We start from the raw sequence: 21775 nt of genomic DNA, 5'->3' as shown, positions 1-21775 counted from the left end.
ACTGCCGATGTGCTGGGCAAGAGTGCGTATTTTTGCTGGTCAATCTGCTCGATCTGAGCAAGGTTCGCAGGTACTGGCTGGACAAGTTGCCTAGCCTGAAACTGCGTGGACCTGCCCCGTTAAGCTGTTTCCAGAAACACACCCCCCGTGTCAAGCAGTAGATGAGGTGGCAAAACGCGTGTCCGAGACCACGCCGAACGTGCCTGACCGGCCAGTGCTGGACGGTCTGGATGCCAAGTGGGCGGACCAGTGGGAGCAGGCCGGCGTCTACCGGTTCCAGCCCCCCGGGGACCGGGCCGCGGTGTTCTCCATCGACACCCCGCCGCCCACCGTCAGCGGCTCCCTGCACGTGGGCCACGTCTTCTCCTACACGCACACCGACATCGTCGCCCGCTTCCAGCGCATGCGCGGCAAGCACGTCTTCTACCCGATGGGCTGGGACGACAACGGCCTGCCCACCGAGCGCCGCGTGCAGAACTACTACGGCGTGCGCTGCGAGCCGTCGCTGCCGTACGACCCGAACTTCGTCGCGCCCGAGCCGATGGTCAAGAAGGGTGAGCGCCCGGTCCAGGACGTGTCGCGCCGCAACTTCATCGAGCTGTGCGAGCTGCTGACCGCGGAGGACGAGAAGGCGTTCGAGGACACCTGGCGGCGGCTCGGGCTGTCGGTCGACTGGTCGCGCACGTACACCACGATCAGCCGCCGCACCCAGCGCGTGTCGCAGCGGGCGTTCCTGCGGCTGCTCAAGCGGGGCGAGGCGTACCAGTCCGAGGCGCCGACCCTGTGGGACGTCGGGTTCCGCACCGCGGTCGCGCAGGCCGAGCTGGAGGACCGCGAGCACGCGGGCGCGTGGCACCGCATCGCGTTCCACAAGCCCGACGGCACGCCGGTGTACATCGAGACCACCCGGCCGGAGCTGCTGCCCGCGTGTGTCGCGCTGATCGCGCACCCGGACGACGAGCGCTACCAGGACCTGTTCGGGCAGACGGTCACGTCACCGGTGTTCGGCGTCGAGGTGCCGGTGGTCGCGCACGCGGCGGCCGAGATGGACCGCGGCGCCGGTATCGCGATGTGCTGCACCTTCGGTGACCTCACCGACGTGCAGTGGTGGCGCGAGCTGAAGCTGGCCACGCGCACGATCATCGGCCGCGACGGGCGCATCCTGCCCGAGCCGCCGGCGGGGCTGGACAACGAGGCGGGCCGCAAGGCGTACGCGGAGCTGGCCGGCGCCACCGTCCACACGGCACGTGAGCGCGTCGTCGGGATGCTGCGCGAGAGCGGCGACCTCGACGGCGAGCCGCGCAAGGTCGTGCGCCCGGTGAAGTTCTACGAGAAGGGCGACAAGCCGCTGGAGATCGTGTCCAGCAGGCAGTGGTTCATCCGCTCGATGGAGCACCAGGACGTCATGCTGCGCCGCGGCGCCGAGCTGCAGTGGCACCCGGCGTACATGAAGGCCCGCTACGACGACTGGGTCCGCGGCCTCAACAGCGACTGGCTGGTCAGCCGCCAGCGGTTCTTCGGCGTGCCGTTCCCGGTCTGGTACCCGGTCGACGAGAACGGCGAGCCGGACTACACCGCGCCGATCCTGCCCACCGAGGACATGCTGCCGATCGACCCGTCGTCGGACTGCCCGCCCGGGTTCACCGCCGAGCAGCGGGACCAGCCGAACGGCTTCACCGGCGACCCTGACGTCATGGACACGTGGGCCACCTCCTCGCTGACGCCGCAGATCGTGTGCGGCTGGGAGGAGGACCCGGAGCTGTTCGCGCAGACGTTCCCGATGGACCTGCGCCCGCAGGCACACGACATCATCCGCACCTGGCTGTTCGCCACCGTGCTGCGCGCGCAGCTGGAGAACGGCACACTGCCCTGGTACCACGCGGCGATCTCGGGCTGGATCCTCGACCCGGACCGCAAGAAGATGAGCAAGTCCAAGGGCAACGTCGTCACGCCGGTGGGGCTGCTGGAGCAGTTCAGCCCGGACGCGGTGCGCTACTGGGCCGCGAACGGCCGCCCGGGCACGGACACGGCGTTCGACCAGGGGCAGATGAAGATCGGCCGCCGACTGGCCACGAAGCTGCTCAACGCCAGCAAGTTCGCGCTCGGTTTCCCCGAGCCCGCTTCGGACGCGCGCATCACCGAGGCGCTGGACCAGGCGATGCTGGCCGCGCTCGACGACGTGGTGCGCCAGGCCACCGAGGCGCTGGAACAGTTCGAGTACACCACGGCGATCGAGCGCATCGAGCGGTTCTTCTGGTTCTTCTGCGACGACTACCTTGAGCTGATCAAGCAGCGCGCGTACGCCGAGGACGGTGGCGCGGCCACCCAGTCGGCGCGGCTCGCGCTGCGCCGGGCGCTGTCGTCGCTGCAGCGGCTGTTCGCGCCGTTCCTGCCGTACTGCACGGAGGAGGCGTGGTCGTGGTGGCACGAGGGTTCGGTGCACACCGCGGAGTGGCCGACGCCGAGCGGCGCGGTCGACGGGTCGCCGGACGTGATCGCACTGGCCAGCACGGCGATCAGCGCGATCCGCAAGGCGAAGAGCGACGCGAAGCGCTCGATGCGGTCGCCGGTCGAGGCCGTGCGCATCGCCGGGCCCGCCGGTCAGGTCGAGACGCTGAGCACCATCGGCGGCGACCTGCGGGCGGCGGGGAACGTCGAGGAGCTGGAGTTCACACCGGAGGGTGAGGAACTGCGCATCGAGGTCCGGCTCGCGGAGGTGTGAGCCGCGGTTCTCGGGCAGACTGACCGCATGCGTGCGGTGCGGTTCTCCGAATACGGCGGTCCCGAGGTGTTGCGGCTGGCGGACGTGCCGCTGCCCGAGCCCGGGGAGGGCCAGGTCCGGGTGGCGGTGCGGGTCGCCGGGGTGAACCCGGTCGACTGGAAGATCCGGTCCGGGTTGTTCGGCGGTGCGCTGGAGCGCCCGCGCGGGCTCGGCCAGGAGCTGGCCGGCGTGGTGGACGCGGTCGGGCCCGGGGTGGAGCTGTCGGTCGGGGACGAGGTCTTCGGCTGGGCCATCGGCGGGGCGTATGCGGAGTACGCGCTGGCGGGCACGGTGCTGCCGAAGCCGCCGGGGATGTCGTGGCAGGACGCGGCGTCGTTGCCCGTCACGGGTGAAGCGGCGGTGCGCGGGCTGCGGGAGCTGGCGGTGGTGCCTCCCGACGTGCTGTTGGTCCACGGGGCGAGCGGAGCGGTCGGTTCGCTGGCGACGCAACTGGCGGTGCACCGGGGGATCACGGTGATCGGCACGGCGAGCGAGCAGGCGCTGTCGTACGTGGAGTCCCTGGGCGCGACGGCGGTGCGGTACGGCCCGGGTCTCGTGGAGCGGGTGCGGGCGGTGACGCCGAAGGTGAACGCGGTGTTCGACACGGCGGGCCGGGGCGCCCTCGCGGACTCGGTGGAGCTCACCGGTTCGGCTGACCGGGTGCTGACGATCGCGGACCCGGACGCGGAGTCGCACGGCGTGCGCTTCTCCGGGGAGGCAACGCAGACGATCGAGGTGTTGCGGGAGCTCGCGAACACCCACGAGGCGGGCGATCTGCGGATCCAGCACGCGAGGTCGTACCGGCTGGACGAGGTCGCGGAAGCCCTGCGCCTCAGCGAGACGGGGCACGCGCGAGGCAAGATCACGATCGAGGTCGCCTGACAGCGGGTCGGTCAGGACTTCGTCGAAGTAGGCCAGTGGAGCGCTTTCTCGTCCATTCCGGACATTTCGCACCACGGTTTCGGCTCAGTTCCCGGATTCCCCTTCCTTGGCGGCGTGTCAGCGGTACTGTCGCCGATCTCCCCACCTGGTCCCCCATCCGGAGGAGGTCGCCGATGGCTGCCCCCGAACTGTCCCCGCCGCTGAGAGCCGTCCCGCGCAGCCCAGGGCATTCGCGAGCGCTGGACGGGTTGCGCGGGCTCGCGGTGCTCGCCGTGGTCGCCTTTCACACCGGGGTGCTGCCGTTCGGATGGCTCGGCGTCCCGGTGTTCTTCGTGCTCAGCGGGCATTTCATCACCCGGATCCTGCTCGAACGCCGCACCGGGAACCGTAAAGCGGATCTCGGGAACTTCCTGCGCAACCGTGCCCTGCGGCTGGCGCCGTTGTACCTGCTCGCGTGCGCGGCGCTGACCGGACTTGCGCTGGTGAAGCACGGGCCGAAGAACCTTGCGGGCGATCTGCCCTTCCTGTGGACGTGGACCTACAACTTGCGTCCGGTGACGCCGGGGTACGTCGACAACAACCTCTACGACCACCTGTGGTCGCTCGCCGTCGAGGTGCAGCTGTACCTGCTGTGGGCCGCGCTGGCGCTGCTGCTGTCGCGGCGGGCGTTCGTGCGGACGGTGGTCGTGCTCGCGGTCGGTGCTCCCGTCATCCGGTTGCTGGTCGGGTTGGTGCTGGCCGGGGCGGGTTTCGACCACGATCACCTGGTGGTCGCCACGTACGAGCTGCCCACGACCTACCTGGACGCGTTCGCCATCGGCGCGCTGACCGCGTTGCCCGAGGTGCGCGCGAAGCTGGGCCGCCCGGTCCGGTGGCTGTGGCTGACCGCGGGTCTGACGGCGGGGGTGTGCGTGGTCGAGCTGGTCGGAGTCCTGCAGCGGGAAGGACCGCTCGGGGGCAATCTGCACTTCCCGATCGCGTTCCCGCGCCAGCTCGCCTGGATCTGGGGGTACTCGCTGATCGCCGCCCTCACCGGCGCCATCGTGCTGTGTGCGCTGGGCGGTTCGCGCCTGCTGTCGTGGCGCCCGCTGGCGTGGGTCGGGCTGATCTCCTACGGCGTGTACGTCGGCCACCGGCCCGTGCTGGAGCTGGGCAAACGCCTCCTGTCCGACGAGCCGGGCATGGTGGCGCTGCTGGGCCTGGCAGTGGCGGTCGTCCTGGTGACACTGGCGCTCGCCGCGGTGAGCTACCGGTGGTTCGAACGACCGTTCATCCGGCGCAAGCGCCACGCCCTCACGCCGGGCTGACCGCCGTCCGCGAAGGTTTCTCCTCCGATATCCACCTCAGCACGTCGTTTCGCCCACCCCGTGCCCGCCGTCGGGCATGCTCCGGGCAGACGGCATGACCTTGGGAGGTGGTGAGCCGTGGTGCACTACGACATTCCGGCGATCCAGGCCGCAGCCAAACGGCTCGGGGCGTTGCGCGACGCGTTCGAGGACTCGCAGCGGCTCGTCGGGGACGGTGCCGGCTCGGCCACACCCTTCGGCACGCTCGACGCGGGCAGCGACGCGCACCGCGACCTCACGGCCTTCCACGCCGGGGTGCACGACGAACTCGGCCACGCGACCGAGCACATGGAACGGCTCGCGACGACGCTGACGAAGTTCACCACCTCGGTGCAGGAGGTGGACACCCACGGCGCCCACGTGGTCACCCGCGCCGCCGCGACCACGCCGAAGGCGACCCTGGATGCGGCCGCCGTACCGGAGATCTCATCCGCTCAGCCGGTGCTGAGCGACGCCCAGTTCGACGATGCGCAATGATCAACCTGATCCCGCCGGAATGGGCGGACGTCGAGACCAAGGCCGGCCGGCTCGACGAGGTGCGGCCCGAACTCCTCCAGAGCGCCGCCGACAACTTCCGCGGCACCGCGAAGCGGCTCGACGAGCACACGACGGAACTGAACGCCGCCACCGCACCACTGCGGGACGGAGCCTGGCGAGGCGAGACCGCCGACCACTTCTACGGGCACGTCGACGAGCTCGGCGACGCCGGCAAGAAGCTGCGTGACCGGCTGGGCTCCGCCGCCGACGAGCTGACCTCGCTGCAGGACCAGCTCACCGGCCTCCGGACCGCCGTCACCGGCCGCGTGCACGCCGCCAGGACCCAGATGGACAAGGTCAGCACCGACGCCGTGGCCGCCGCGAACAAGGCGCTCGCCCAGCAGGACATGGTGGACCGCGGGGTGCTGGGGGCCACGACACCGGCGAAGACGCCGGAAGCCATCCTCACCGCGGCGGCGGATCAGAACGCGGCCACCGCGAAGGCGGCGGGCGCGGACGTCGACGAGATGCTGTCGCAGGCCAACGACCTGATCAACCGCAGCCGCCAGCTCATCGGCCAGGACCCAGGCGGGGAGTTCTCGGGGGTCAAGCCGATCGCGGCACCGGTGACCCAGGTCCGCCACCGGACGTCGGCCACTTCCGCGGTGGGCGGGACACGGACGGTCGTCACGAGCGGTGGCCCGCCGACGACCAGGCCGCCCGGCGACGTCGAGCAGTGGATCGAAGAGGCCATCAAGGAGCTCCAGGCCGCCGGCGTCAACGTGTCCGAGGCGGACATCCCCGCCATCTGGGCGATCATCGAGCACGAGTCGGGCGGCGACCCGAACGCGATCAACCTGTGGGACTCGAACGCGGCCGCCGGGCACCCGTCCAAGGGGCTCATGCAGTGCATCGACTCGACGTTCGAGGCGCACAAGCTGCCGGGCCACGACAACATCTACAACCCGGTGGACAACATCATCGCCGGGGTGCAGTACTCCATCGACCGCTACGGCTCGATCGACAACGTGCCCGGGCTGCAGTCCATGGCGCACGGCGGGGCCTACCAGGGTTACTAGATCGTCCAAAAAGGACATACGAATCCGCGAGGGCACTGCCGCTCTCGCGGATTTCGCCGTGCGCACAGGGGAAATTACTCGGGTCACCGGTTTCTCAAATGATCATCAAGCTTGCCGGAGCGCCGTTGTGCCCGGGTGATCCGGGGCACACCATTGCTTTTCATGACGCAGGTCACGACCCAGGCACCGCTCCCTCCCGGCGATTCGATCACACTGGAGGATTCCGGGTACCACAAGGGACTGAAGAACCGTCAGGTCCAGATGATCGCGATCGGTGGCGCCATCGGCACCGGCCTGTTCCTGGGCGCCGGTTCGAGACTCCACAGTGCGGGCCCCGCGCTGGCCATCGTGTACGCCGTCGCCGGTGTGTTCGCGTTGTTCGTCGTCCGCGCGATGGGCGAGCTGGTCATGTACCGCCCGTCGTCGGGGTCTTTCGTGTCGTACTCGCGCGAGTTCCTCGGTGAGCGGTCCGCGTTCTTCGCGGGCTGGATGTACTTCCTGAACTGGGCCACGGCCGGGATCGCCGATGTCACGGCGGTCGCGAAGTACACGCAGTTCTTCTGGCCGAACCTGCAGCAGTGGATTCCCGCGCTCATCGCGCTCGCGTTCATCCTCGTGGTGAACCTGGTGTCGGTGAAGATCTTCGGCGAGCTGGAGTTCTGGTTCTCCGCCATCAAGGTCGTCGCGCTCGTCGGGTTCATGATCACCGCGATCGTGGTGCTGGTCAGCCGCCAGCACGTCGACGGGAACGTGACCGGCCCCAGCCTCGTTTTCGACCACGGAGGCCTCTTCCCCGCCGGGATCCTGCCCGCGCTGCTGATCCTGCAGGGCGTCGTGTTCGCCTACGCGGGCCTCGAAGTGATCGGTGTGGCTTCCGGCGAAACCGGCGATGCCCGCAAGGTGATCCCGAGGGCCGTGCGCTCGATCGCTTGGCGCATCGGCATCTTCTACGTCGGTTCGGTGCTGCTGCTGGTGATGCTGGTGCCGTGGACGGACTACAAGGCCGGCGAAAGCCCGTTCGTGACGTTCCTGTCGAAGCTGGGCGTGCCCGGCGCCGGCGGGGTCATGGACATCATCGTGCTCACCGCGGCACTGTCCAGTGTGAACTCCGGCCTCTACGGCACCGGCCGCATCCTTCGGTCGCTCGCGATCGCCGGTTCGGCACCGAAGTTCACCGCGCGCATGAGCAAGAGCGGCGTGCCGTACGGCGGTGTTCTGCTGACCGCGGCGGTCTACGCGCTCGGCGTGGTGCTCAACCTGTTCGTGCCGGGGGAAGCCTTCGAGGTCGCGCTCGAGTTCTCGGCCGTCGGCATCGTCGGAATGTGGTCGATGATCATCATCAGCCACCTGGCGATGGTGCGGAAGGCGAAACGCGGTGAGTTCGAACGGCCGGCCTTCCGGCTTCCCGGGGCGCCGTACACGAACTACGCCACGCTCGGTTTCCTCGTGTTCGTGCTGGCCATGAGCTGGTTCGCCGGGGACACCGGCAAGATCCTCATCTACGGCCTGCCGGCGATCGCCGTGCTGCTCGTGGCGGGCTGGTTCGCCGTCCGGCGGCGGGTCCGGGCGCTCGCCGAGAACAGTCCGCTCTGAGCAGACCCGCGCGGCGCCGCGATCCCGACGCGGCGCCGCGCCTTCCCTGATCCTCGGAGGAGGAGCGCATGGGAGCCACTCGCCGTACCGCACTGAAGCTCGCCGGGGGTTCGCTCGCCGGGCTCGCGCTCACCGCGTGCGGTCCCGACTTCGGACCGGTGCCGCTGGCCATCACCAGCGGCAGTCCCGGCGCCGTCTACAACCAGCTGGCGCTCGCGCTGGCGGGCACGTGGACCGACCAGCTGAAAATCGAACGGCCCGCCGTGCAGCTGAGCGCGGGCTCGGGCCAGAACGTCACGCGCCTGCTGGAAGAACGCGCCGACGTGGGTTTCGTCGCGGCCGACGAAGCGGTGGCGCGTGCGGCTTCCCCGTTGCGCGCGCTGTCGCGGATGCACTTCGACTACGTGCACGTGGTCACGTCCTCCAACTCCGGTCTTGCGACGGTCGCGGATTTGCGTGGTTGCAGGGTTTCCGTGGGCTCCGAAGAGTCCGGTGTGGACCTTGTGGCCCGACGGGTACTCGAAGGCGCGGGGCTCGACGCCGACCGTGACGTGGACGCGCAGCGGTTGTCCATCGACCAGTCGATCGACGCGCTGGCAAGGGGTTCTCTCGACGCGCTCTTCTGGTCGGGCGGTCTGCCGACGGGACAGATCAGCGCGCTCCTGCGTGGGGGCGCGGCGCGTCTCGTTCCCCTCGGCGACGTGGCTTCGGGTGTGGTGGACCGGTATCCGGAGTACGAGCCGGGGGAGATTCCGGCCTACACGTACACCAATCCGGACGCCGTGCCCACGCTGCTCGTGCCGAACTTCCTCATGGCCACAACGAGAATGCCGAACGACGTGGCGGCCGCTTTGACGCGCGCGGTGTTCGACGGCCGTTCCGCACTGATCGCGGCGAGCCCGGCCGCGTGGGCGATCGACTCCCGCAGCGGGGCGGACACCGCACCCGTTCCCCTGCACGAGGGCGCCAAATCCTATTTCCGTTCCATCGGACGCGAGCTGTAGACGTCCGGCGCGCAGGAAGGTTGCGTCCGTGCGGTCCATACCACTGCCACGCATCCTCGGCGGCGTCTCGGGCATCTCCAGGGGTGTAAGCGAACGGAGGAGGAACGATGATCAAGCACACCATCGCCGCAGGCGCTGTCGTCGGACTGGTCGCGGGTGGCCTGCTGGTGACGAGCGGCACGGCCGGCGCGTCACCGTCGGACCAGCCGTGCGGTATCGCTGACGTGCACATCGCGGTCACCCGGGACTCCACGGTGTCCGCGGGCCAGGAGGGCTATGCGATCACCTACACGGCCGCGTCGCCGACCACGAACTGCAAACTGGAGGGCATCCCCACGGCGGTGACCTTCATGACGGGCCACAACACCGCCGTGAACGTGACGGTGGTCCCGGACGCCCCGGCCGCCACCCCGGCAACGGTGAACCTGACGGCCACCCACCCGGCCGTGTCGTACCTCCTGCAGGAAGCAGCCGCCCCGGTCACCGCGGTGCCCAGCGCACTGAACCTGAACCTCCCCAGCGCTCAGGCCTTTTCGACGACCGTCGAGTGGCCCGAAGGCGCCCCGCTGAAGGGCGACGTCGTCGAGGTGACGGCGGTCGCCCCGGCCGCCTGAGCAGACCCACGACCCGGTGCCCCGCCACGCCCCGTCGCGGCGGGGCACGGTCCTGTAGGAGGTAACCCTCGCCGTCAGCCTCTTCTTAGGTGCTTCAGCAGAGCCTGTGCATCGCTTGTGTCCAGCCCACTGGCCACAGACGGCTCCTCTTCAAGATCGGACAGCTGCTGTACGGAAGGGTCGTCTAGAACTTTCGCCATGAACTCGAGCTTCTGATCGAGGCGCATCGCGACGACCTCATCGATGGTGTTGCTCACCGCGAGCACTGTAACTCTGGTTTCGGTACCGGCTGCCAGACCGAGGCGATGGATGCGATCGAGGCTTTGCAGGAAGCGGCCAGCCATGAAGTCCCGGTCGACATAAACCGCGTCGTGGCAGACCTGATGGAGGCTGATACCTTCTCCCAAGGTCGCAGGATTCGAAATCAGTACCAAGCAGTCAGGATTTTCACGGAATTTCTGCAACTCTTCGTATCGATCAGCGGTTCCACCATAGATGACCGCGGGCTGATACGCTCCGAGTAGTTTCTGCAACGTCAGCAAGCTGCGGACGAACGTAGTCCAGACCAGTGTCTTGCGACCCATGCTTGCGTTTTCCGCGATTATTGCAGCGGTTTCGGCAAACTTGGGCGAGAATTCGTAGCTGGGCAGGTTCTGCATCAGAGAGTAGAGGGAGTCACCCTTTGGGATCTCGAGTGGTGGCAGTTGGTACGCGAGTGGTTCGTGCCGGGTTGCTCCTTCGAGCAGAAGGGCTGGGCTGATCGCGGCCATCAGGAGGCGGAGCGCTGTCTTGCCCAGTGAGCTGAGATCGTCGCGATCGGTAGCGCCTGCTAGCTTACCCACAAGTGAAGCATAAATTTCTCCGTGAAGTGGTGGCATGTCCACGTAGCGGATTTTTGGCTCCATGGGTGGGAGCCCCAGTTCCTGTTTCGTTGTGCGGCTGAACAACGGGCGCAATACGGTGCTCGCATAGGCGAGGTCACCGCCGGCCACTGCGGAAGCAACAGTCCGGTGACCGTGCCCCGGCCATACGAAACCGAGCAGGCTTTCCAGATCTTTCGCGCCATTGGGTGCGGGTGTGCCGGTGAGGATGAGCCGCCGTCGGGCGAGTGGTCCGAGTGCCATGCAGGCCGCACCGTAAGTCCCCCGTGCACCGAGCTTCATCCGGTGCGCCTCGTCGAGGATGATCATCGACGGTGCGGCCTTAAGCCAGGTGGCCAGCGTGCCGAGCGAACGTTCTAGCCGCTCGTAGTTGATGATCAGAACCTCGGCCCATCCGTCGAGTGATCGCTCCAAGATGTGTGTCCGCAGAGGGGTGCGAAAGCATTCACCGGTCTCAAACTGCCACGACTCGTAGGCGGATTTGGGGCAGACAACGAGGAGCCGCTTCACTTTTCCAGCTGTCTTTTGCGCTGCGTAGATGGCCAGCGCTACCCGGGTCTTTCCTGCGCCAGGAACGCTGAAGTTTGCGCCATGCTGCAGGGATAGTAGTTTAGCGATATCTCGCCGCTGGAATTCACGCAGTTCGCCCGTCCAGTCGTCGCCGAGTAAGAACGGGACATCCTCCGCGGCGAACGTGCTGGGCTCCTCGGCGGAGCCGAGCCGGGATTTGACGGCGGCTGCATCCTCGAGGTTTCCCCGCACCAGCTCTGCCAGTTCGGAGGACCACTGCACGCCGCTGTGATCCGGCCAGGAGCTGATGGCGACAAGTCCTGCCAGGAGATCCTCAAGGTCGACCGCCACCGCTAGCGGGCCGAGCTGGGTACCCGTCCGGAAGCGGCCGGCCAGCTGAACGAGTTCAGCCCGGTACCGTGCCACCGTGCGGAGAACCACCCTCGTGCGGGTCTCGTCGAAGTCGAGGTGCAGGGTTGTCCCATCCGTGCTGCTCGTCATCAGTTTCCTTCAACCGCGGCAGCTTCGAGAAGCCAAGAGACCCCATCGCCTGGTGCTGGAATCCCGCGGCTCGCTTGCTGGGCCAATTTCCTCATGCTTTCCCGCAGCTTGAGCACCGCCTCGTCGAAGGCTTCCTCGTCCAAGGTGCGGGACGCGCGAGCCTGCACCAGTTCGACGGTGCACTGGTCGATGTGAGCGCATGCGTCCGTGAGCCGTGCCGGTGCGAGTTGCTTGCGTTTGCGCACCCGTGCATCACGCCCAGCCTTTTCGAATGCATCGTCAAATGCCTTCTCGTAAGCCGACAAGACCTCCTGGCAGTGCCGCTTCTCCTCGTCTGGCACTTGAGCGTCGGTATCGTTAACCACGGCTTTCACGCGAAGGACTGCGTTGTTCAATGCACGTGCGTCGGCCACTGCGGAAGAAATGCTGGGAAGCGAGACTCCGAGTCCGGGTACGGTGACCGGCTCATCATTGCTGCTGGTACCGGCTACATCGCCGGGCAAGCGGTCGGCGAGATACTGCTCGTGAAAATTATCCTCGATCAGCCGGACGTCAGTCTTCGAAAACCCGAGCATGATGGCTGCCATGCGAAGTTCTTTGAATGCCTCCGCTTGGTCTGGAGTTGTTGTTTCCAGTTTGACGTAGGCGCGGTGCAGCTCCTTGAGCTTCTCCTGATGCTGTTCGTAATCGATGAGCCGCAGTGTGGCGCCGTGCTCACCCTTGCTGCGTTCGATCTGTTCCCGGATCGCGCTGAGGATCCAACGTTCCTGGTCGTAGGTTGCAGTTTTTATCCTGAATTTCTTTGCAATGGTCTCCTTGCTGAGACCCAGGGCGGCTTGCTCCTCCATCGCCAGTAGCCGGTTGATGTAGGAGTACTCTCTCTTGTAGTCGCGCACCAGTTGTAGTGCGAGTTCAACCGCGTTGATGTCAGCCCAGGTGAATGACTCCGGCAGAACTCCCACCCGAATCGATTGCGCTCCGATCTCCCGGAGCGCTGCGGCACGCGTGTTGCCATTCACCAAGATTGCGTTATGCGTGATCAAGCCTGGATCATTCTGCCCGAAATCTTTCAGGCTTTCCTTCAGCTTATCGAACTCGGGATCGCGGCTTCCCGGATTTGCGGGGTCAGCCTGCAGGAGGAACTTCAGGTAGTCCTGACTTTCGGGACTGTAGGGGTCCTCGTCCAGAGCCTGGTCCCGTACCGGATCATGGCTTCTCTGTGCGCGGATGCGGTGAGTGGCCGGATTGAAGTACACGTCAGCGAGCGGAAGGTCGATCACATCGACGTGCAGTGGCTGATTGTTCCATTCGACCGTCACGGTTTCCCGCGTGCCGGCCGAGTTCCGCACCTCGGCCAGCCGCTTCCTGATGAGTTCGCCTATCTCGTCCGCGCGTGGCGGGGGCGGAAATTCTCGCACCGTCGACCTCACTTCTGATTTGCGTCGCTGTTGCCCATGGCTTGCTTGATCAGGTCGCGCGACTCGGCCGGCAACGTCCGGTAGGAGCCCCACAGCTGTTCGAGCTGGTTGCGCTTGCGGCGGTCAGCCTTCACCCAGCCGGCGAAGATGTCCTGTTCCAGCGGGCTCAGGGCTTTCAGCTTGCTGATCATCTCGTTGACGTCGGCTTTTCGTCCGCGGCCTCCCACCCGGCAACGATTGCATTCAGTGACCAGTTGCACCTCAACCGTCCCGTTGGGCAGGAGAACCTCGCGCCGGGCAACGTCGAGTTGCGCCCTGGCGATGCCGTCCTCGCCATACGGATCGCCAGCAGCGATGCCGCAGGAGCGGCACAAGAAGCTGTCGGCAACCAGGACGCGCGTGCGTTGGGCTGCGGTCAGCGCGGCCTTCGGCTTGGCCTTCGCCTGCCCCGGCAGCCACACCGGAGCCCCCATCTTCACGTACCGCTGTTCCTCTTGTTTCAGGGACGGGTCTTCCCGTGAGGTGTCGATCTGCCACCCGTAGTCACGGAGGTCGCGGAGCCGCCGGTCGATCTGGGCCACGTCGGGGAAGGCTTCCCGCAGCCGCGCCTTGGTGAACACAGCGCCTTCCCCCACTTCTGCCTCGAGCCACAGCGCGGCCCGGATCATGCTTCCGTACCGCTCTTTGTCCTGCCAAGAAGGCAGCATCGCGAACTCCTTCGTGCCAACCGGCGCCTGGTGGACGCCGTACCCAGTAGAGCGCAACGGGAGATGCGCTGTGATCCCCCTCGGCAATCCACTTCATACCCGGCGCCGCGAAAAGTCCAGCGACACGCAAGATTGTCGCTGGAAAAGCAATTTCCCCGGAAAAGGCAACAATCGTGCTTGACCGATGTGATTAGCTGGAAATGCACTGTCTGCCGATCCAGGGGGTGGAGTCATCAGCGTCAAGGACGGCCCGTCAAGCGAGAGACGGGCGATAGCCCATGCCGTTGTCGAGTTGTGCAGGCTGTTGAAGCTGCCTGGCAAGGGGGCGGCTCTGACCGGCCCTGACATCGGAGAACGGCTGAGCTTGGCGGGGCACCCAGGGGTTCAGCCGCCGTCCCTGTCTCGTTACCGCAATGCTCAGCACGTTCCGCCAGAGCAGTTCCTCCGGGCGCTGCACAGGGCTGCAGTGGAGGATGCGGGAACGGACAACGTCGGCATCAGCCTTGACCAGCTGATACAGCTTCGGGAGGTGGCGAAGCAGACCTCCTGCCCGAAATGTTCGGGGTACCTGAAGCAACTGGGGGAACTTCGTGCGGAGATGGCCGGCTTGAAGCAACTTGCTGCCCTGCGTGGGTCAGCTGCTCCATTGCCGGTCCCCCCGCTCGAAGGGGACCGGCAGGGCATCAGTTTCGACTTCGCGGCGGCGCAGCTCGTCTCGCGGGCAGTCGGCCGGATGCGCAACGGGGCGCACGAGGAAGCGCTAGGTCTCCTGCGAGAGGCCCCTCAGCTGATGAGCCCCGCTCAGAACGCTGCCTGTATAACGTCCTTCCGGCAGCAAGGGGAGCACGCTCTTGCTGACACCCTGATTCGGCTGTTCGGCCGGGAGCAACCCGAGAAGGATGTGATGGGGCTTACGATCGCGCTCCTGGACTTGGGATCGACTCGAGACGCTACTGCCGTTCTTCGCATGGCCGTGGGCTGAGGTCACGAAACGAGCACTGGTCCAGGGGCGAACTTGCGGGACCGACGCACCTCCCGAGGCGTCCAGACCGGATCAGTGCCCCGTCGGCAGTTCATGTAACCGTCCGGGCGGCCAGCAACCAGTGGTCGGCTGTTGCAGCGGGTGAGCTGACGGATTGCCGGGGAAGGCCGGCTGGAACACGCCGATCGCGTAGCTGGCCGACGCCGAGGGAGGGGTTCGCCCGGAGTCCACCTGCGTCAACCTTGCGACCAAGGCCGCTCATCCGAAGCACATCTGCGTCTGGCGTCCGTTGCCGGGATCGACCTGCTGCTGGGGGGCTCCCGCCATGGCCAGTCATCGGGGGCGTCCGTGCTGCGAATGTCACCCACAGGATGGCCTTCGTTGTGGAAGTGGTGGCAGCGTCCCGCGATTGTCAGCCTTGACCGGTATCATCGAACCCATGTTCGACAACATCCAGTACGCGCACGACTGCACTATGTATGTCTTCGTGTTCCCAGATGCGTACGACCTGCCAGCCTGCGTCGGCAAGAGCAGTGTTGGCCAACTGGTCCCGTTCGACGTTCCGCCGTAGTTTGGGACTCCAGTACCACTCGTTGCGCGTCGGTTCCCGGCCGTGCTCCGGGCACACGTGCCAGAAGCACCCGTCGACGAACACGGCCACCTTGCGCCTGGTGAAGACGATGTCGGGACGCACGCGAACACCGGCAGGCAGGTCCAGCCGGTGGTCTTTGCGATAGCGGTAGCCGAGGCGATGCAACTCCCGGCGCAGTGCGACTTCCGGCTTGGTGTCCGACCGCCGGTTTGCCCGCATGTTGCGTGAGCGGCCCTCGTTCAGCGCTTCCGGGTACTGCTGCTGCGCGGAGTCATCTGGTCTCCGGTTGCTGCCGTCGCCCTCCGACACGCTTCACCACACCAATCGGCCGACTGTGCTCCTGCATCAGGCAAGATACCTGCATGATCCCGGGTGGCGCAGACGGAGAGGAGCATCGATGACCACGTTCGACGTAGTCGAGATCTGCGCCGGCGCCGGCGGCCAGGCCCTGGGGCTGGACAAGGCGGGTTTTGAGCACGCGCTCGCCGTGGAACTGGACGAGAATGCCTGCAACACCCTGCGGGCCAACCGCTCAGGGTGGAAGATCGCCGAAGGTGACGTCGCGGACCCTTCGGTTTGGCGTCCTCACGACTATCAGGGTGTGTCTCTGCTGGCCGGCGGGGTCCCGTGTCCTCCGTTCTCCATTGCCGGCAAGCAGCTGGGCGCGAATGACGAGCGCGACCTGTTCGCGTGGGCTGTGGAGCAGGTTGCTGTGGTGCAGCCAGATGCGCTGCTACTCGAGAACGTCCGCGGTCTGAGCATGCCGCGCTTTGCTGGTTACCGCCAGCATGTCCTTGACCGTCTCGTGCAGCTCGGCTACATCGCAGAATGGCGTCTACTGCAGGCCTCAGACTTTGGAGTCCCCCAGCTTCGGCCAAGATTCATCCTTGTCGCCCTCAAGCCGGATTACGCCCCGTATTTCCACTGGCCAGAGCCATCGAAGGCACCGCTAACGGTCGGCGAGACGCTGGTTGACCTGATGGCATCGGGGGAATGGCCCGGCGCGCAGGCATGGGCGAAGAAAGCGAACAAAATCGCGCCCACCATTGTCGGCGGTTCCAAGAAGCACGGTGGAGCAGATCTCGGGCCCACTCGCGCGAAGCGGGCCTGGGCAGAGATGGGGGTCGATGCGCTCGGACTCGCGGACGCTCCTCCGACTCCGGGCCACCCCGTCGACTTCGCTCCCAAGCTGACGTGCCAGATGGTGGCGCGTATCCAAGGCTGGTCCAAGGACTATCCGTGGGAATTCACTGGGCGCAAGACGTCCCGGTACCGGCAGATCGGTAATGCGTTCCCGCCTCCGGTAGCGCACGCAGTTGGATCGGCGATTCTGCGGGCACTTCGGCAAGAGGGGCAGCCCAGGCACGTCGAGACCACGGAGTACGACCCTGTCTACAAGGTGCTTCGGTCGGCGGAAGGGTTCATGACTTCGGAACGCCTCATGAAGGCGGTTGCCCTCGACGACGCTGCTGAACTTGAAAGGCGTATCGGGCTGCTGAGCCGGGACTTCGAAGTTGAGATCGAGAGTGCAGGCTCCAAGACGGCGTACAAACTTGGCAAATTCAAGGCGTTCGTGGGGCAGGAAGACCATGGGCGGCACGACTTGTTTCTGAAGCACCGCGCACGCATCAGTTGAACCATTCGAGCTTCGCTCTTGCGGGCTGGCAGCAAGTCGTCAGCGCGTTGCTATGAAGTCGATGGTTGCTGCTATCACCACCTGGCGAGCGTCTCGCCGAGCGCGCTGTACGGAAGGATCCGCTGCTGGCCCACGCATTCGTCCCAAGCGGCCTTCTGCTCTTCGTTTGCCGTTGAAGCGACGGCTGTGGCCAGGTGGTCGTATAGAATGTGATATACGGCGTCGACCTCACCTGTTCCCCGGGCTATTGAGGCTAAGCGGCTTGGCAAGGGCTCGGCTGTCACGGCCACCAGGTGGGGTTGGCGCCCGCGGCGATGCCGGACCATCTGGCCATACTCGTGGCGGATGTTCTGAACTCGATCGGAGCGGATGGTCCATTTGCAGGAAACCGCAGCGTGCAGGAATGCCGGTGAACCCAGCACATTCAGGTCCAGTAGAGCTACGGTCACATCGGGTTTGATCAAGTAGTCGCGGCCAATTGTTACCCGCAGTTCTGGGTTGGCCCGGACCAGTGCGTCGACTTCCTTCAAATGGGCATACTGGACGAACTCGGTGATGAGCCCCCCGTTTCTGACTTGCCAATGGCGACGGGAATCGAGGCAGGGCAGTTGAGCTTGCAGGTCTTCCTGGACCAGTTGCTCGAGAGGAGCCCCCGGGTTTGCGGGAACAGCGGACGGTGTGCCTGATGGGACGCCTAGAGCGTCCAGCACGCTGGCGGCCAGACGGAGCGATTCGGCGCTGTCCGCGTCGGCGCTGTTCGGCACCAAGGCCCAGTTGAGCTTGTTCTTCTTGCTCCTTTTCCAGCCGACCAGCCTGGTAGCGAACGCTGCAGTCACGACTGTCACTCAACCAGAAGGCTTGATCGTCGATCAAGCCGCGGAGCCCGGCCGGCGGATGCCCAACCCGTCCCGCTCTGTGTGCCCCCGGCAGGATTCGAACCTGCGACACCCGCTTTAGGAGGGGGGTATTCCGGCGTCCATCGGCTTTCTAGCTGCGAGTTTGGCGTCGCGAGCATCGCACCACGACCCACTAGAGCCGCTCGTGCCAGCTTTTCGCACCACGACTTGCACCACGAAACGGTGGCCGCGCGCTGAGCAGCGCGTCCGACAGGCTGCACCTGCGCTGGCCGACACGCCGCACTGAGCCATCGCTCCCCCGCCACATCACGAGTGAGACACTTCGAGCGTGAGCCTGGGTACCACGATCTTCGTCATTCACGGCCGTGACGAGCGCGCTCGTCGCGAAGTGTTTCACTTCCTTCGAGCAGTCGGTCTCTCCCCGGTCTCCTGGGACAGGGCCCTCAGGGAAGCGGGCGGTGGCGCGCCATCAATCAACCAGGTCGTTGACAAAGCCATCCGAGCGGACCGTGCGTTCCTTGTTCTACTCACCCCGGATGACGTCGTGTATCTCAAGCGTGAACTCGCCGATGACGAGCACGACCCCGAGACTCAGTCAGCAGGTCAAGCGCGTCCCAACGTACTTTTCGAAGCTGGCATGGCACTTGGCCGGTTTCCCGAACACACAGTGCTCGTCGAGTTTGGGAAAGTCCGAAAGTTTACTGACATCGATGGCTTGTACCGAGTGCAGCTCAACGACTCGCCGGAAGCTCGCCACACCTTGGCTCATCGCCTCGCGGCCATCGGCTGCGACGTGAACTTGGAAGACAAGGATTGGTATACAGCTGGCTCACTCATACCGCCGGCTAACACGTCAACCGCACCGGTCTCGACAGCCACGCCGCCAGCGTCAGGCGATAGGCCGCGCAATACTGTCAGCGAAGCTGGGCAGATCGAATTCACGAGCAATGCTGGAAGCTGGCAGGTGATCCTCGCCAACTTCAATGTCAATCTCAAAAGCCGCTCACCGCTCGTGGTCCATGGCGAAATCACCAACAGGGAACCGAGTGCGCTCACCCTCGTCCTGAAGGGCACCTTCTATCTCGACCGACGAATCGTTGGATCCGCAACCGGAACGATTTTCGGCCTGGCGAAAGACGAGCAGCGAGCGTTCGAACTCAGGACCTGGGACATTCCGGACGAGTTTGACAAAGTCCATGTTCATGTCGACAACGGCATGAGGGACTGACAATGGTCGAGTTGTAGACGGTACACGCATGCATAGGGAGCACGAGGGTGACCGTCAAGAATGATCTTGTTAGGCGTACCTTCTGGGCTGCGTTCGGGACACATACCTTCGCTGGAATCGGTTTCTTTGCCGTTTTGGCAGGTATCACTGACGCGCTGATCCCTGACTCCCTAGCGCCAATTGGTGGCCTTCTGCTTGTAGTGGCTGCGGTTGTCTCGATTTGTTACGGAATCATGAGGGCATGGCCGCGTCCCGTATGGCAGAGTTACGACACGCCCAATACCGAGATTCGCATTGTCGAGGGTGACCTTTTCGCCCAGGACGGTCACATTGTTATCGGAATGGCAAACACCTTCGACACCGAGATCCCTAATATCATCGATCAACATGGAGTGCAGGGTCAGCTTCTGACCAGAGTCTACGAAAACGATCGAAGTGAACTTGATAACGCCCTCGCGGTGGCTCTGAGGAGCGCTACACCCATTGGTCAATTCGATGAAGCCGATCAAAAGCCCGGTAAGCAGGTTCGGTACGAGATTGGAACTGTTGCCACAATATCGCGTGGTGTGCGGAAGTTGTTTTTCTGCTTGGCTTATGCCGAGATGAGCGCTCGCTGCGAAGCCCGCGGAACTGTTGATGGCATTTGGCGTAGCCTGACTAACCTCTGGAAAGAGGTAGGTGCGCGCGGCAACGGGACGCCCGTTTCGATCGCTGTCATCGGGGGCGGACAGTCACGTATCTCGCAAATCTTACCTGCGCAAGACTCGATACGGCTCATTGCCCTGTCGTACATCTTCGCCTCACGGCACGAAAAGGTTGCAAATCGACTCAACATCGTGGTCCAAGAGGACGTCGCCCGACGCCTCGACATGCTCGAACTTCAAAGCTTCCTTCGCTCACTTAAGTAACTGAGGCGGCTGAGGCCGTGGGCGAGGGCGAATAGCCCTTCATTGTTCCACTTGCTGTCTGAAGGTAAGCCAGCCAGCGACCGCAGGTGGCGATCCGGGTAGGTATGAATACCTCTAGCTTCCCAATTCGCTTCGATGTGCCCGCCGTATTGTGACCAGAAGTTTTCGTGGTCGATTGTCAGGAGGCAGGCAAACTCGTAGTTGCCGCTCACAAGGTTGAAACCGAAGCCGGTGCATTCGGGCCGCAAGCCCCCCTTCGTCAGCAGTGACTGCATAGGTTCTGAGAGCCGTCGGGGGTGCATCGGGAGGGCGGCTCTCGGGGTGCTGACGGTGTTATCGAGGTCTGCGCGGCCGAACAATTCCTCTTCGAGTTCCCGGAACAGCGTGCTGCGGAGCGACGTGTCAGCGTGGGGGTCAGTCATAGGCTGATGGAAGCCTTTGGGGATCACTGTCAACTGTTTCGTCGCATTGATGACGAGGTGTGAGCGTTCCTGAATCAGTAGGAGGTGGTCAGCTTCATCACGCTGGCTGGTTTCGTGACTGAAGGCGCATAGTGCGAGCACACCGCCAGCGGCGAGCCGTGAAGGCAGATCGAGCACCGACGCGAGCGACGGCAGGTACCGGTCTCGGAGTGGGAGTGAGCCCGGCTTGATGGGCTTGCCGGCCGCGAGTGCGTCGAGAAGTTCACTTTCGAGCAGGTCTAGTGTTAATGCGTACTCAAGGAAGGGTGCCACGTCGACAATGCCGTGAATCGAGCCGTCGCGAATGTCCACTTCGAGTAGGCGGTAAATCTGCTCGTTCGTGAGACGGACACCAGAGGCTTCTACTTCGGCGAGCCGTTCCAGGGCAGCTTCGGGGACGGGATCGGCGGTCGGCATGGAGGTTGCCGAAACGAGGGTTAACGCGTCGGTGGTCTCGTCGAGAGGGATATCGAGGTTCAGCCATTCCGGGCGCGTGAGGATGCTTGTTTCGAGAGCCTGACCGCCGAAGTGGGCGGTGTAGAGGCTGTAGTCGGCGTCGGTGCCGTAGTAGCCGCGTAGCGCGGCAACCACGTCGGAACGCTCCACGCGGGCACGGAGGGCCTGCCGGATCGGTAGCTCCCGTCGCGTCCTCGGCAGACGGGCTGTCACGCGTTGGGCACTCGTTCCGGGCTTCCAGTTGAGGCGGTCGTCGAGCCAGATGCAAGCCGCTTCCACGTCCGGACTGAGGGTGCCAGGCATTGCACCCGGGTCGTCGTCGATGAGGCTTCGAAGTTGCTCTGGTGTCTGCCGGAGTAGCCGCGCTAGCTTCGGTCGCAGGTACGGGAGTGGGGAGTAGTCGCCAGCCTCCCAGCGGATCACGGTGGAGCGATCGACGTTGAGCGCGGCGGCGAGCTGCTCTTGCGTGTAACCGGCCGCCTTACGGGCGGCGATCAACCCGGTTCGCTTCATGCACGCCCCCTACCACGTCAGGTGTCCTCACTGTAGCAACCGAGTCGCTCGTTTCCGCTGGTAAATCGGCGGAGTGCAACATCTGCGCGGCAGAAGTCCGACGTTCCTGCTCTGTGTCATCCGCTGTTCCTCGGCTTGAGTCGTCTGCGCGATGACGCTGCATGGATCGGTAGGACGAGGTGGTTTGCGGTGACGAGTCAGATACTGCTGGTACGGCCCTTGCCGGGGGAGGGTGGTGAGACCAGGCGCGCGACGCACCTGGTCGAGGTTCCAAAGGGGGCCGCGCCGCGCGGAAGCTTGAGAACGTGTTGCGGGCGGCAGTTCGAGCCGGGCGAACTGGAGTTGCTCGACGGGGTCGGCGGCATGCCG

General features: G+C 65.2%; 18 protein-coding genes. 12 read left to right on the top strand and 6 right to left on the bottom strand.

What is annotated here, in order from left to right; genetic code table 11:
• Nucleotides 1-178: 178 nt before the first annotated feature.
• The 8 genes from valS (at nt 179) to FHX82_RS09285 (ending at nt 9756) form a co-directional block, all read left to right on the top strand.
• Nucleotides 179-2722 carry a valine--tRNA ligase gene (gene valS, locus FHX82_RS09320; protein ID WP_145937373.1) on the top strand — a complete coding sequence of 848 codons (2544 nt, stop codon included), beginning with the start codon at nt 179-181 and terminating at the stop codon, nt 2720-2722.
• Nucleotides 2723-2749: 27 nt separating this feature from the next.
• Nucleotides 2750-3643: an NADP-dependent oxidoreductase gene (locus FHX82_RS09315; RefSeq protein ID WP_145937372.1), complete on the top strand. Its 894-nt coding sequence runs from the start codon at nt 2750-2752 to the stop codon at nt 3641-3643.
• Between the two features lie 173 nt (nt 3644-3816).
• Complete coding sequence (locus tag FHX82_RS09310) at nt 3817-4950, top strand: acyltransferase family protein (protein WP_145937371.1); 1134 nt, start codon at nt 3817-3819, stop codon at nt 4948-4950.
• A gap of 117 nt (nt 4951-5067) precedes the next feature.
• The gene (locus FHX82_RS09305) at nt 5068-5466 is read left to right on the top strand and encodes a hypothetical protein (protein WP_145937370.1); all 399 of its coding nucleotides are present in this window, start codon (nt 5068-5070) and stop codon (nt 5464-5466) included.
• Nucleotides 5463-6545: a transglycosylase SLT domain-containing protein gene (locus FHX82_RS09300; RefSeq protein ID WP_145937369.1), complete on the top strand. Its 1083-nt coding sequence runs from the start codon at nt 5463-5465 to the stop codon at nt 6543-6545. Before FHX82_RS09305 ends, FHX82_RS09300 begins: the two co-directional genes overlap by 4 nt.
• Nucleotides 6546-6707: 162 nt before the next feature.
• Nucleotides 6708-8138, top strand: a complete 1431-nt coding sequence (locus FHX82_RS09295; RefSeq protein ID WP_145937368.1) for an amino acid permease — start codon at nt 6708-6710, stop codon at nt 8136-8138.
• 68 nt (nt 8139-8206) lie between these two features.
• Complete coding sequence (locus FHX82_RS09290) at nt 8207-9142, top strand: TAXI family TRAP transporter solute-binding subunit (protein ID WP_145937367.1); 936 nt, start codon at nt 8207-8209, stop codon at nt 9140-9142.
• 107 nt (nt 9143-9249) lie between these two features.
• Nucleotides 9250-9756 (top strand): DUF4232 domain-containing protein, encoded by a 507-nt coding sequence (locus FHX82_RS09285; protein ID WP_145937366.1) that lies wholly within the window; start codon nt 9250-9252, stop codon nt 9754-9756.
• 74 nt (nt 9757-9830) lie between these two features.
• Here the strand turns inward: FHX82_RS09285 and FHX82_RS09280 are convergent, their stop codons facing one another.
• The 3 genes from FHX82_RS09280 to FHX82_RS09270 are packed head-to-tail and all read right to left on the bottom strand — an operon-like array spanning nt 9831 to nt 13773.
• Nucleotides 9831-11648, bottom strand: coding sequence for a DEAD/DEAH box helicase (locus tag FHX82_RS09280; RefSeq protein WP_145937365.1), 1818 nt, complete (start codon nt 11646-11648; stop codon nt 9831-9833).
• Nucleotides 11648-13066, bottom strand: a complete 1419-nt coding sequence (locus tag FHX82_RS09275; protein ID WP_145937364.1) for a ParB N-terminal domain-containing protein — start codon at nt 13064-13066, stop codon at nt 11648-11650. Before FHX82_RS09275 ends, FHX82_RS09280 begins: the two co-directional genes overlap by 1 nt.
• Nucleotides 13067-13074: 8 nt before the next feature.
• The gene (locus FHX82_RS09270; protein ID WP_229880437.1) at nt 13075-13773 is read right to left on the bottom strand and encodes a KpnI family restriction enzyme N-terminal domain-containing protein; all 699 of its coding nucleotides are present in this window, start codon (nt 13771-13773) and stop codon (nt 13075-13077) included.
• A gap of 466 nt (nt 13774-14239) precedes the next feature.
• On the opposite strand from FHX82_RS09270, the gene FHX82_RS09265 reads away from it, so the two are divergent.
• A complete protein-coding gene (locus FHX82_RS09265) occupies nt 14240-14755 on the top strand; it encodes a hypothetical protein (protein ID WP_145937363.1) in 516 nt (171 codons plus the stop codon).
• A gap of 412 nt (nt 14756-15167) precedes the next feature.
• Here the strand turns inward: FHX82_RS09265 and FHX82_RS09260 are convergent, their stop codons facing one another.
• Complete coding sequence (locus tag FHX82_RS09260) at nt 15168-15656, bottom strand: very short patch repair endonuclease (protein ID WP_373308582.1); 489 nt, start codon at nt 15654-15656, stop codon at nt 15168-15170.
• Between the two features lie 88 nt (nt 15657-15744).
• Here FHX82_RS09260 and FHX82_RS09255 point away from each other — a divergent pair, with 88 nt between their 5' ends.
• The gene (locus FHX82_RS09255) at nt 15745-16983 is read left to right on the top strand and encodes a DNA cytosine methyltransferase (protein ID WP_145937362.1); all 1239 of its coding nucleotides are present in this window, start codon (nt 15745-15747) and stop codon (nt 16981-16983) included.
• 74 nt (nt 16984-17057) lie between these two features.
• Here FHX82_RS09255 and FHX82_RS09250 read toward each other — a convergent pair whose 3' ends face one another.
• Nucleotides 17058-17819, bottom strand: a complete 762-nt coding sequence (locus FHX82_RS09250) for an NgoMIV family type II restriction endonuclease (RefSeq protein ID WP_145937361.1) — start codon at nt 17817-17819, stop codon at nt 17058-17060.
• 349 nt (nt 17820-18168) lie between these two features.
• Between FHX82_RS09250 and FHX82_RS09245 the strand changes: the two genes are divergently transcribed.
• Both FHX82_RS09245 and FHX82_RS09240 read left to right on the top strand, forming a co-directional pair.
• Nucleotides 18169-19068, top strand: coding sequence for a TIR domain-containing protein (locus FHX82_RS09245; RefSeq protein WP_145937360.1), 900 nt, complete (start codon nt 18169-18171; stop codon nt 19066-19068).
• 47 nt (nt 19069-19115) lie between these two features.
• Nucleotides 19116-19976 (top strand): macro domain-containing protein, encoded by an 861-nt coding sequence (locus tag FHX82_RS09240; protein WP_145937359.1) that lies wholly within the window; start codon nt 19116-19118, stop codon nt 19974-19976.
• Here FHX82_RS09240 and FHX82_RS09235 read toward each other — a convergent pair.
• Nucleotides 19949-21406 (bottom strand): helix-turn-helix transcriptional regulator, encoded by a 1458-nt coding sequence (locus FHX82_RS09235; protein WP_145937358.1) that lies wholly within the window; start codon nt 21404-21406, stop codon nt 19949-19951. The two genes, FHX82_RS09240 and FHX82_RS09235, sit on opposite strands and share 28 nt — an antisense overlap.
• Nucleotides 21407-21775: the final 369 nt, after the last annotated feature.

The organism is Amycolatopsis bartoniae (genome assembly GCF_014191255.1).
Classification (GTDB): Bacteria; Actinomycetota; Actinomycetes; order Mycobacteriales; family Pseudonocardiaceae; genus Amycolatopsis_E; species Amycolatopsis_E bartoniae.
The sequence above is the reverse complement of the archived record's forward strand: the minus strand, read 5'-3'. Positions and strand labels throughout refer to the sequence as shown.